Here is an 11999-nt window from a genome sequence, read left to right as displayed (position 1 = left end):
CGCGATGCGGAACGTCAAACCGAAGAAGCAACCTGCGGGCCGGCTGAGGCGACGGCCTCGACCGGTTCGAGCCAGGGTCGCGCTGTATCCCCTGCCCGCGCGGGCACTGGCCCGCCCGACCGACGGCCGCTGCGTGAGAAATGACAACGCAGCCCCACTGACCGGGAACGTCGATTGCTGCTTCACGGCATTGCTGTCTCGCGAGGCTGGCCATGGAGAGCAGAGTCAAGTTGTTCGGGCATCCGCTGCACCAGATGCTGATCGTGTTCCCACTCGGTCTGCTGGCGACTTCGGTGGTGTTCGATCTGATCCACCTGCTTGGCGACAGCGCTTCGGCGGCAACCGTGGCCCATGCCCTCATCGCGGCCGGCCTGGTCGGCGGTTTGCTCGCAGCGCCGTGGGGCTTCATCGACTGGCTCGCCATTCCGCGCGGCACGCGCGCCAAGGCCGTTGGCGCGATGCACGGCGGCGGCAATGTGCTGGTGCTGTTGCTGTTTGCCGGCAGCTGGTGGCTGCGCCTGGATGCGCCTGCCCAGGCGGCGGCGGTGGCCTATGTCCTGTCGTTCTGTGGTGCCGGCATCGCGCTGGTCACCGCTTGGCTGGGTGGTGAGCTGGTGGATCGGCTGGGCGTCGGCGTGTCGCCGCACGCCAACCTCAACGCACGCAACTCGCTGGCCGGTCCCGCCGAGCCACCCTCTGCGCATTGAAGACCGCGCGCCGCCAACTGCGGCCGATTGACGCCTCGCCCTCTGCATGACGCTGCCTGCCTCGGCTGCCGACAGCAGCGGGTTGTTCGTGGCCACCGCACCGGCCCGCCGGCCGGTGCGCCGCCGGGCGCTGGTCGCGGTGCTCATGTCGGCGCTGCTGTTCTGCGGACTGGCACCTTGGGCTCGGACGGCATTGCCGCAAATGACGGCGTTCATCCCGCTGTACCAGTCGGCGCTGGTGGTCTGCGACCTGATCACGGCTTATCTGCTGCTGGGCCAGTTCCGCATCCTGGGCCGGCCGGCACTCGGCCTGCTGGCCGCGGCCTACCTGTTCTCGGCCCTGATGGCGAGCGTGCACGCGCTGAGCTTTCCTGGCTTGTTTGCAGCGGGCGGTTGGCTCGGTGCCGGCCCGCAGACCACCGCCTGGTTGTACATGTTCTGGCACGCCGGCTTCCCGCTGTGTGTGTTCGCCTACGCGTGCCGCGGGCAGGGCGGGGCGCGGGTGTCGGCGGCACAGTCGCGCCGCTGGGCCGGGTGGGGCGCGCTGACGGTGCTGGCGGTCGTGGGCGTGCTGACGCTGCTGGCCACCGCCGGTGTCGCCTGGTTGCCGCCGATCATGGTCGGCCACCGCTACACCCCGGCGATGACCACGGTGGTGGGCAGCGTCTGGCTGATCAACGCGCTGGCGGTGGTGCTGCTGCTGCGCCGGCACGACAAGACGGTGCTGGATCTGTGGCTGGTGGTCGTGATGTTCGCGTGGACCTTCGACATCGCGCTGTCGGCCATGCTCAACGCCGGCCGCTACGACCTGGGCTTTTACAGCGGCCGCCTGTATGGTCTGCTGGCGGCCAGCTACGTGCTGGCCGAACTGTTGGCCGAGAACGCGCACCTGTACGGCCGGTTGGTCGCGATGCACCGGCAAGAGCACGAGCAGGGCGAAGCGCTGGCCAGCGCACGCGACGAGGCGCTCGAAGCCGAGCGGGCGAAGGGCTTGTTCCTGGCCAACATGAGCCACGAGATTCGCACGCCGATGAACGCCATCATCGGCCTGACGCACCTGGCGCTCGACACCGAGCTGAGCGAGCGCCAGCGCGACTACCTGACCAAGGTGCATGCTTCGTCGCGAGCGCTGATGCGCTTGCTCGACGACATCCTCGACTACTCGAAGATCGAGGCCGGCAAGCTGACGCTGGAGCAAGAGGAGTTCAACCCCGAGGAGGTGGTCGACCAGGTCGGCAGCCTGTTCGCCGCGCGAGCCGAAGAAGCCGGCCTCGGTCTGTATTTCGAGATCGACCCCAGCGTGCCGTCGGCCCTGACGGGCGACGCGATGCGGCTGGGCCAGGTGCTGAGCAACCTGGTCGGCAATGCGATCAAGTTCACGCCACGCGGCGAGATCGTCGTCGCGGTCGATGCCACGCCGCAGCCCACTTCCAGCGGTGCGCAAACGGCCCCTGGCACGGAGCCGGCAGCGCCGACCGTGATGCTGCGCTTCGAGGTTCGCGACACCGGCATCGGCATGTCGGGCGAACAAGCGGCGCGGCTGTTCCAGCCCTTCACGCAGGCCGAGAAGGCCACCACCCGCCGCTTCGGTGGCACCGGCCTGGGCTTGGCGATCTGCCGTCGGCTGGTCGAGTTGATGGGCGGGCGCATCGGCGTGACCAGCGTGCCCGGCCACGGCAGCGTGTTCGCGTTCACCGCGCGCTTCGCGGTCGCGTCGACACAGCGCCGCCGGCTGGATCTGCACCGCATCCACTTCATGCGCGCGCTGGTGGTGGACCCGCAAGACACCTCGGCGCAGATCCTGACGCAGCAGCTGCAGGCCTGGGGCTTCGAAGTCGGCGGCGCCGCGACCGGCGGCGAGGCGCTGGCCGAGCTGCGCCTGGCCGACGAGCGCGGCGCCCCGTTCGACCTGGTGCTGCTGGACGAGAAGACGCCCGACCTCGCAGAAGGCGGTGGGCTGGCGGCGGCCTTGCGCCGACAGGCCCATCCGGCGCGCGGCCGGCCGCTGGCGATCGTGATGCTGGTTGCCGTGTCGGCCCACGAGCGGGTGCTCGAGCTGGCCGGCGCCGTGCCGGCGGACATGGTGCTGACCAAGCCGATCACGCCGTCGCGCCTGTTCGACGCGGTGGTCTTGCTGCAAAGCCGCAGCGGTGGTCGCGTGCAGGCGACGCCAGCCGCGCGGCGCCGCTTCGACTTCGCCGAGGCGACGCGGCCGATCCACGGCGCGCGGGTGCTGCTGGTCGAAGACAACGCCATCAACCAGCAGGTGGCGGCCGAGTTCCTGGCCAAGGCCGGCATGAAGGTGACGGTGGCCAACAACGGCATCGAGGCGGTCGACTGCGTCAAGGGCCAGCCCTACGACCTCGTGCTGATGGATGTGCAGATGCCGGAGATGGACGGCCTGCAGGCCACGCGCCTCATCCGCTCGCTGCCGCAGGGGCAGGCGTTGCCGATCGTCGCGATGACCGCATCGGCCTTGGTGCAAGACCGTCAGGATTGCCTGGCCGCCGGCATGGACGGCCATGTGGCCAAGCCCATCGATGCGCGCGAGCTGGTCGAGACCTTGCTCTCACGCATCGCGCCGACGCAAGGCAGCGTGCAGTCGGCAGCGGTCGAATCCAGCGTCGCCAGCGAAGCCAGTGCGCTGGACCAACTGTTGCCTGGTTTCGCGGTGCCGCAGGCGCTGGAGCGTCTGGCCGGCGACACACGCATGTACCGCAAGCTGTTGCAGGCCTTCGTCTCGCACCACCAGGGCGACCTGCAACGGATCGACGAACTCAGGCGATCCGCCGACTGGGCCACGCTGGCCAGCCTGGCGCACGGCCTGGCCGGCTCGGCCGGCATGCTCGGGCTGGCCGAGGTGCACGAGCTGGCGCACGAGCTGTCGCATCGGCAGCCCGGGCCGGACAGCGCCCAGGCCGCGGCGGCGGCGCGGCTGCATGCGGCATTGGAGAAGGCTTTCAGCGTGCTGGACAACGTGGCGCCGCGCGTGTCCGCGGCGGCCGGGCTGGCCACCGCCTGACGCGCACGCGGCCGCCTCACCGTGCCTGGTGCATGGCCGTCACGGCCTGCGCCAGCATCACGTCGCCGGAAGGTGGCAAGGCGAACAGGGCCAAGGCCTGGGTCAGCACGGTCGTCAGCATCACGGCGACGACGAGGGCGGTGGCGCGGACACGCAGCGGGGTCTTCATGGGGCTCTCCAGCAGGGGGCAGGGCGGGCGTCGGTGAGGGCGGTCAGGGAGCTGCCAGGTGATTCGGTGCTGGTAAGCATAAAAGTCCAGCCACCGAAATGGAATCGATTTGTTCTGGCTAAGTTGGTCAGCTATGCTTACCAAAAGCCGGAAAATCGATGACCCGCCTGCCTCTGCAAACCCTGCCTGCCTTTCGCGCCGTGGCGCGGCTGGAGAACTTGCGCGCCGCGGCCGAAGAGCTGCACATCACCCACAGCGCCGTCAGCCAGCAGATCAAGCTGCTCGAAGAGCAGATCGGCTTCGAGCTGTTCGATCGCCGGGGCCGCCGCGTGGCGTTGAACGCTGCCGGCACGGCGCTGCTGCGCGCGGTCGAGCCGGCGCTCGCAGCGCTCGACGAAGGCGTGCGCACGGCGGCACTCGCCTCGGGCAATGCCGAGCAGCGCCTGCGCATCACGCTGCTGTCGTCGTTCGCCCACCGTTGGCTGTTACCGCGCATGGGCCGCTGGCGTGAATGCCACCCTGACATCGGCCTGGAGCTGCACACCTCGCAGCATCTCGTGGAGTTGCAGCGCGAGGGCTTCCACGCGGCGTTGCGCCAGGGCAGCGGCCAGTGGCGCGGTCTGGACGCCGTCTGCCTGACCGACTCGCCGATGATCGTGCTTGGCTCGCCCCAGGCTGCGCGCCGCCTGCAAGGCTGCAGTGCGGCAGAGTTGGCCGACGAGCCCCTGCTGGGCAGTACCGTGATGTGGCAACGCTGGTTCGCGCTGAACAAGCTGCGCACCCGCGTCAACCCGGTCGCCTCCTTCAGCGACGCGGGCCTGATGCTGCAAGCCGCCGAGCAGAACCTCGGCCTCGCGCTGGGGCGTGAGATCCTCGCTGCCGATGCGCTGCGAGACGGCCGCCTGGTCCGGCTGTCACCGGTGGAGATGCGCCACGAAGAGGCGCAGACCTACTGGCTGGCCTACCCGCCCGAGCTGGCCGACTGGCCGCCGCTGATGGCACTGCGCCAATGGCTGCTCGACGAGCTGGCCTTGTCGCAGCGGGAGCTGGATCGGGCGGTGCCCCGGTGACGGTTCAGGCAACGGGCGGCGCGAACTGCGCCGCGAAGCTCAGCGCTGCGACGCCAGCTCGCGCAACAGCTGACGCAGCGGCGCCGCCGCCTTGCCCTGCCGGCAGGTCAGCACGATGTCCTGCTGGTGGCTGAACAGGGCCGGGTGCACGCGGCGAAGGGCCGACAGTGCGCGGTTCGATGTCACCAGGTGGTCGGGCAGAAAGCCGGCGTAGCGCCCGCTGACGACGAGCAATGCGACGCCTTCGATGCTGTCGGCGCGGGGGCTGCCCGGCCCGGCAGCGGCGCGCGCATGGGGCGGCAGGTCGACCGAGTATGGGTCGGCCACGCAGTCGATCTCGGCCAGGCTGTCGCGGGTGATCGTCCTGTCGCTGCGTTTGAACCACGGGTGGCCGGGGCCGACGTACAGGCTGTTGGCTTCGGCATACAGGCGCTGCTGCTGCAGGCCGGCGGCCGGTGGGTGCGCGGCCAGGATGCCGGCGTCCAGTTCACCGGCCAGGATGCGGCGTTCGATCTCGATCGGCCGCAGCGTCAGCAACTGCAGTCGCAGCCCTGGCAATGCGTCGGCACAGCGTGCCAGTGCAGCGGGCAAGGGAGCCGCAGGCGCAGTCAACAACGCGTCGACGATGCCCAGCCGCAGCTGCGGTGCAGGCGCCTCGCCCAGCCGCGCCATCTGTTCGCGAAAGCCCTGCAGCGAGCCCAGCAGCGCCAGCGCCGCCCGGTGCAGCTGTTGGCCGGCTGCGGTGAGCGCGAAGCCACCGCGGCCGCGCTGCGCCAGGCGGGTGCCGACGCGGGTCTCGAGCTCCTTGAACTGCCGGCTGACGGTGGACAGATCCGCCTGCAGCTCGGCGGTGGCGGCCGAGAAGCCGCCCGCCGCGACGACCACGCAGAACAGCCGCAGCCTGCGCAGCTCGGCCTCGTCGACAGGCGCCAGCGCACGCGCAGCGTCACCGGCGAACACGGCGGTAGGGTCGTCAAGTGAACTTGCGCGGCGTGTCATGGGTGGCGAGCCGAACCGCGGCTAGGCTGCAAGGCTCGGCAGGTGCAGGGCTGGCGGGCATGTTGCCAGAGCCACCGCTGTCGGCCACGATCGGACCCTCTCCATGACCCAGTTCGCTTTTCTGTCCGCCTCGACTTTTCTCAAGGTGCCGCCGCGGCATGACGGCGCGCCGCGGCCCTTCGGCCTGGCCGGCCTGGCGTGGGACGGCTCGACGACCAACCGGCCCGGCGCCCGCTTCGGCCCGCGTGCGATCCGCGAGGCCAGCCACATGCTGTGCGACGCGACGCACCCGTTGTTCGATGTCAGCCCCAGCGAGGCGCTGGACGACGTGGGTGATCTTCCGCTGCCGAACACGGGCCTCGACGGCATGCGGGCCGCGCTCGCGAAGCAGCTGCCGGCACTGCTGGCGCGCCAGCACATGGTCTGGCTCGGTGGTGACCACTCGATCACGCTGCCGATCCTGCGCGCACAGCGCGAGCGTCTGGGCCAACCACTGGCGGTGATCCACTTCGATGCCCACTGCGACACCTGGACCGACCATTTCGGCGAACCGAGCGGCCATGGCACCTGGGTCTACGAAGCCTTCCAGGAAGGGCTGGTGGTGCCCGCATGCTTCACGCAGATCGGCATCCGCTCGGCCGGCGAGCGGGCGGCACGCGACTACGTGCGCGACCAGGGCGGCCAGATCTTCACCGCGCGCGACCTGCGCGGTCGCGAGAGCAGCGCCCAGCTGGCCGACGTCACCGGCGCGATCCGCCAACGCCTGGCCGCGCACGGCCACCCGCCGCTGTACCTGAGCCTGGACATCGACTGCCTGGACCCGGCCTTCGCACCCGGTACCGGCACGCCCGAGCCTGGCGGCCTGACGACCAACCAGGTGCTGACCTTGCTCGAAGACCTGGCCGAGCTCGATTTCGTCGGCATGGACTGCGTCGAGGTGGCGCCGCCCTATGACCACGCGGAGCTGACTTCCTACGCTGCCGCCGCGTTCGTCTGGACCTACCTGGCGGGGCGCATGAAACGCGGCCTGCAGCCATCCCCCGGTCATTGAAAGTAGCTGCCTTTTCAGCCCGATTCAAGCCCTGTTGCGACGGCAGCCGAAGGCGTATCCTCGGTGTGGGTAAGCGCCCTGGGAGGTTGGCATGCGTCAGTTCATTCGACACCCCATCGACGTCCCGATCGAGATCGGCATCGGTGACAGCGGCCCGGCTTCGGGCTACCACACCCACGACATCAGCCTGGGCGGACTCGCGTTTCGTTCGGGCTGCGCCGTGACGCCTGGTGTGATGGTCGACATCAGCATCGGCTACGTGCAACCACCTTTCCAGGCGCATGCCCGGGTGGCGTGGTGCAAACCGCATCCGTTGAGCGGCTACGAGCTGGGCGTCACCTTCCTCGATGCCGACGACGCCTTCCGCGCCCGCATGGTCGAGCAGCTTTGCCACATCGAAGACTATCGCCGTGCGGTGCAGCGCACCGAAGGCCGTGAGCTGGACGTGGACGAAGCGGCGGCCGAATGGATCGAGAAGTACGCTGCGCACTTCCCCGAGATCGGCGCCAGCAGCCGGGTTCACCACTGAGCGTGCCCGCTGCCCGCTGCGCAGGGCCGCGCGAGCCTGCCGCGCCTGGGCCTGCCCGCGGGCCGGATGGTTGAACTGCGCCTGAAGACGCGGTCAATGGCTCGCAGTCCGCGCGGCTAGGGCCGCCGCGTCCACGGCGTGAAAGCCATCTCTGCAACCCCCTAAGAATTCACGAACGGGGTTTTTGCCCGCCCAGGAAAGAGCCTGATAATGAAGCGGAATGTAAACGTTTACATGCCGGCATCATCACTTAATGTGAGCTTATCGGGCCATGATCAGTTTCTTACGTCAGTCAGGGCGGCCTCGTCGCCACCGGTCGTCAGCTGCGGCCCGCCCGTTTGCGTTTGCTGATGCGCGAACGCGGTGCATGGGCTGGCTCTGGGCGCCCGGCAAGGTCATGGCGAGGCACTGCGGGCGCGATGCCGCAGCTTGAGGCAGTGGAACTGAGCGCGCTTGCTTCGGCGCCACTGCCCGAGGCGGTCGCGGGCCATCTGCATGTCTGGGGGGCGAACCATCTGGGGCAGGCCGGAAGCGGCCCGGGGCCGGACGTTTTGCTGCCTCGGCCGGTGCCCGGCCTGCCGGCCATCAGCGCCGCCAGTTGCAACGCCAATTCCGCCTTGGCGCTGGACCAGGCCGGGCGGGTTTGGTCATGGGGCTGGGATGTGGGGGGCGCGCTGGGCCGGGCGGCACCCGTCGGAAGGCGGGTGTCCTTGCTCGACGGCAGCGAAGAGAGCAGTGCCGCGCGCCCCAAGACGCCAACGCCGCCTTTTGCCACGCCGGGGCCGGTGCGCCACCTGCCGCCGATCAGGCAATTGGCACTGGGGGCCGAGAACGGCCTGGCCTTGGACGGTCGAGGCCGTGTCTGGGCGTGGGGCGGGCCCGCCTGCCTGGGCCGGCCGGACGCCGAGACCTTGCAGCCGATGAATTCGGTGCCGGCCTGCGTCGAGGGGTTGCCGTCCGTCCAGTCGCTCGCGTGCGATCCGGCCGGCATGGCGGCCTATGCGGTCGATGATGAGGGCGGCTTGTGGTCCTGGGGCGTCGGCCTGCAAGGGGAGCTGGGTCGGGGCCATCCCCGCTTCGAGCCACTGCCCGGTCGGGTGCCCAGCCTGGGGCCGGTGCGGTCGGTGCACCCTGGTACGTCGTTCTGCCTGGCCTTGCTCGACGATGGATCGGTCTGGGGCTGGGGCCTCGTCGGCGTCGGCTTGGGCTTGACCTCTGGTGCCGGCGAGGTGGGGGTCGTGGAGTCACCGACCCGCATTGCAGACTTGCATGACGTGCAGGCGCTGTGGTTGGGGGGAGACATGGTCATCGTTCGCGGGCGCGATGGCGAGACCTTCAGCCTGGGCTGCGGCAGCCAGGTGCTGTCGCCGCGCGAGGCGCCGCCGCCTGCCAATGCCCTGCATCGACGCCCGGTGCTCAACCCATACCGCCGGTTCACGCTGGGGCGCCACCACGGTTTTGGCATTGACGCCTGGGGCAACGTGATCGGCTTTGGCCACGCGGCGCACGGTGCCCTGGGCAATGGCCTGAACCGGCCGGACCTGAAGCTCGGGCCGACCCGCCTGGACCTGCGTTCGTTGCCGCTGGCCGCAGCCGGGCACTACAGCCTGGGCCTGCAATAGCCGCGGCGCCGGTGGCGTGTGCTGCCGGCGTCCCGTGGGTGTCGGGCGCGATCGTTCGGCTTGCGCTTCGGGGCCTGCATTGGCGATGAAGCCCGCGCCGCCGAGCGCACGTCGAACGCCTGGCGGCAGAATCGTCAGCATGCGCGACCGTCTTCTTGTCCTGATCCTGCTTCTCGCCACCGCGACCGCCACCATGGCCATTGATCTGACCCCCCTGTGGGATTTCAACAGGCCGGATGTGAGCGAACAGCGTTTCCTGGCAGCGTTGAAGACGGCCACCGCAGACGATGTGCTGGTGCTTCAGACGCAGATTGCGCGGACCCATGGCTTGCGGAAGGATTTCGCCAAGGCACGTGCGATTCTCGAGTCCGTCGAGGCAAGGGTGCAGCAGGCCGGGGCCGAGGCGCGCGCCAGGCACGCGCTGGAACTGGGTCGAACGTACGCCTCTGCGGCTCATCCACCGGAAGCGAAGACGCCCGAGGCCGAGGCCGAGGCGCGCGCTGCCTATCAAAGGGCGCTCGCGATCGCCAGGGCAGAGCATCTCGATGACCTGGCCATCGATGCGATCCACATGCTGGCCTTCGTCGACACCGCGCCTGCGGACCAGCTGAAGTGGGCGCAGCAAGCCCTGGCCGTCGTCGAGGCCTCTTCGCTGCCGGCGGCCAAGAAGTGGGAAGCCTCGATACGAAACAACGTTGGCTACGCGCTGCATCAACTCGGCCGGTTCGACGAAGCCCTGGCTCAGTTCCAACAGGCGGTCGTACTTCGCGAGGCGGGCACCAATGCGCAGGCCACTCGGGTTGCCCACTGGATGGTGGCCTGGACCCTGCGAGCACTTGGCCGCACGGACGAGGCCCTTGAAAAGCAGCTCTGGCTCGAGCGGGCAGGCGACGCCGCCAAGCAACCCGATCCCCACGTCTACGAGGAGTTGGAGCTTCTCTACCGCGCCAAGGGCATGAACGACCGCGCGGCTCACTACGCCGAACTCAGGAGCCGGACGGGTCAATAGCCTTGGCGACCGGGCGACTCCGGGCCACCGCCGCGGCTGCGGTTCCACCGCTGGAGCCTTCATGTAACGATACAGATGGCTGGACTTCGAAGCCGTAGACTTGCCGCACGTGGCGGCGATGGGCCGTTTGCGACGCCAGTCAACTTCGTGAAAAGGATGGCCATGCTGCGATCGATGTCGACCCGATGGGCCTTGGGATGCAGCGCCGTGTTCTGCGCCATGGGCAACGCGCTGGCTGCGTTGCCCACCTACCGCATCACCGAGATCCCCGTGCCTCCCGGCTGGAATGATTGCAGCCCCACCGCGCTCAACGAGCGCGGCCAGGTGCTGGGCTTCCTGGGGCCGCGAGGCCGTGACGGCCGGGAGCAGCAGCAGCCGTTCATCTGGTCTGCCGAAGGTGGCCTGCAGCTGTGGCCCACCCCCGCTCGCGACCACCGCCTGTTCCTCGAAGACATCAACGACGCCGGGCAGGTGGTGGGCAGCGACCGCGAACAGGCCTTCATCTGGACCTCGCGCGCCGGCGCCAAGCCGCTGGTCGACCGGCCGCTGACATACGCCACCGCCATCAACGAACGCGGGCTGGTGACCGGCTTCTCGAGCGATGCCGACAAACCGCATGCCTTCTTGTGGAGCCGTGCTGGCGGCATGGTGTCGATCCACCCGCCTACCGCAACGGTGAGCTTCACCGCTGACGTCAACAACCTGGGCCAGGCGGTTGGACAGGTCCGGAACCACGCCGGCGAGGCGTCGGCGGCCATCCTGTCGCGCCATGCCGATCCGAAGCTGCTGGGCTGCCTGACACTGAGCCGTGGCGGCCGCTGCAGCAGCCTCGCCTGGGCGATCAATGACGCCGGCCAGGTGGTGGGGCACAGCAGTGCCGATGATGTGCACGCCTTCTTCTGGTCTGAACCGACCGGCATGGTCGACATCTCGGCCGATCTGCCCACGGGTTACTTCGCCTATGGGGAGCACATCAACAGCCTCGGCCAGGTGGTGGGCACCCAGGGCGGTCCGGATCTGGACGACGAACCCTTCTACTGGGACGCCGAGAACGGCCGTCATCGGCTGGCCGACCTGATCGACCCGGCCGATCCGCTGCGGGATGCCGACCTGAATGCCCCCGCCGGCATCAACACCCGCGGCGAGATCGTGGTCTCGGTCGGAGGCTATCGCATGCGCATGTTCCTGCTGACGCCTGTTCGCTGAACGAAGGGGCCGCTACTGCCACACCCGGTAGACCCGGCCGGTCTGCGGCCCCTCGACGCTGCGCACATAGGCCAACGCCACGCGCGCCGCAGGCACTGACTCGAAGCCCGGAAAGAACGGGCCGTAGACCGGCAGTGATTCGGTCATCACCGTCGGGCTCACCGCGTTGATGCGCAGGCCGCGCGGCAGCTCCATCGCCGCCGCGCGCACGAAGCCCTCGACGCCGGCGTTGACCGCACTCGCGTTGACGGCGTGCAAGATCGGTTCGTCGATGCCGCTGGTCAGCGTGACCGAGCCGCCGTTGGCCAGCGCCTGCTGGCCGATCAACGCCACGCGGATCTGCCCGAGCAGCTTGCCTTGCAAGCCTACGTCGAAGTCGCTCGGCCGCATCGTGGCCAGCGGTCCGAAGTGCATGCCACCGGTGGTGCAGACGATCGCATCGACTTGGCCGGTCGCCGCGAAAAGCGCCTCGACGCTGGCGTCGCTCGTCACATCGACGCGGTGGTCGCCATGCGAGCGCCCCGCGCTGACCACCTCGTGTCGCCCCGCCAGGGCGTCGCACACAGCGCTACCAACGGCGCCCGAAGCACCGATCAACAAGATCCTCATCAACCA

The 11999-nt window shown here is 69.3% G+C and carries 11 protein-coding genes; 8 read left to right on the top strand and 3 right to left on the bottom strand.

Going from position 1 to position 11999, the window contains the following annotated elements:
• Positions 1–212: 212 nt before the first annotated feature.
• Together VFY73_RS15665 and VFY73_RS15660 are read left to right on the top strand one after the other, a co-directional pair.
• Positions 213–707 carry a DUF2231 domain-containing protein gene (locus tag VFY73_RS15665; RefSeq protein ID WP_329720350.1) on the top strand — a complete coding sequence of 165 codons (495 nt, stop codon included), beginning with the start codon at positions 213–215 and terminating at the stop codon, positions 705–707.
• Positions 708–753: 46 nt separating this feature from the next.
• The gene (locus tag VFY73_RS15660; protein WP_329720348.1) at positions 754–3729 is read left to right on the top strand and encodes a response regulator; all 2976 of its coding nucleotides are present in this window, start codon (positions 754–756) and stop codon (positions 3727–3729) included.
• Between the two features lie 16 nt (positions 3730–3745).
• On the opposite strand, the gene VFY73_RS15655 is transcribed toward VFY73_RS15660, so the two are convergent.
• Positions 3746–3898, bottom strand: a complete 153-nt coding sequence (locus tag VFY73_RS15655) for a hypothetical protein (RefSeq protein WP_329720346.1) — start codon at positions 3896–3898, stop codon at positions 3746–3748.
• Positions 3899–4056: 158 nt separating this feature from the next.
• On the opposite strand from VFY73_RS15655, the gene VFY73_RS15650 reads away from it, so the two are divergent.
• Positions 4057–4968, top strand: coding sequence for a LysR substrate-binding domain-containing protein (locus VFY73_RS15650; RefSeq protein ID WP_329720344.1), 912 nt, complete (start codon positions 4057–4059; stop codon positions 4966–4968).
• A gap of 39 nt (positions 4969–5007) precedes the next feature.
• On the opposite strand, the gene VFY73_RS15645 is transcribed toward VFY73_RS15650, so the two are convergent.
• A complete protein-coding gene (locus VFY73_RS15645; protein WP_329720342.1) occupies positions 5008–5967 on the bottom strand; it encodes a LysR family transcriptional regulator in 960 nt (319 codons plus the stop codon).
• Between the two features lie 103 nt (positions 5968–6070).
• Between VFY73_RS15645 and speB the strand changes: the two genes are divergently transcribed.
• The 5 genes from speB (at position 6071) to VFY73_RS15620 (ending at position 11384) form a co-directional block, all read left to right on the top strand.
• Complete coding sequence (speB, locus tag VFY73_RS15640; protein WP_329720340.1) at positions 6071–7018, top strand: agmatinase; 948 nt, start codon at positions 6071–6073, stop codon at positions 7016–7018.
• Positions 7019–7109: 91 nt separating this feature from the next.
• Entirely contained in the window at positions 7110–7547 is a 438-nt protein-coding gene (locus VFY73_RS15635) for a PilZ domain-containing protein (protein WP_329720338.1), read from the top strand.
• Between the two features lie 704 nt (positions 7548–8251).
• Positions 8252–9169, top strand: a complete 918-nt coding sequence (locus VFY73_RS15630) for a hypothetical protein (protein WP_329720336.1) — start codon at positions 8252–8254, stop codon at positions 9167–9169.
• Between the two features lie 139 nt (positions 9170–9308).
• Entirely contained in the window at positions 9309–10178 is an 870-nt protein-coding gene (locus tag VFY73_RS15625; RefSeq protein ID WP_329720334.1) for a tetratricopeptide repeat protein, read from the top strand.
• A 162-nt stretch (positions 10179–10340) separates the two neighbouring features.
• Positions 10341–11384: a hypothetical protein gene (locus VFY73_RS15620; RefSeq protein ID WP_329720332.1), complete on the top strand. Its 1044-nt coding sequence runs from the start codon at positions 10341–10343 to the stop codon at positions 11382–11384.
• A 12-nt stretch (positions 11385–11396) separates the two neighbouring features.
• Here the strand turns inward: VFY73_RS15620 and VFY73_RS15615 are convergent, their stop codons facing one another.
• A complete protein-coding gene (locus VFY73_RS15615) occupies positions 11397–11993 on the bottom strand; it encodes a short chain dehydrogenase (RefSeq protein ID WP_329720331.1) in 597 nt (198 codons plus the stop codon).
• Between the last annotated feature and the right edge of the window lie 6 nt (positions 11994–11999).

This window comes from Ideonella sp. (genome assembly GCF_036277275.1).
Lineage (GTDB): Bacteria > Pseudomonadota > Gammaproteobacteria > Burkholderiales > Burkholderiaceae_C > Ideonella.
Note: the sequence above shows the minus strand (reverse complement) of the source record. Positions and strands in the feature narration are given on the sequence as shown.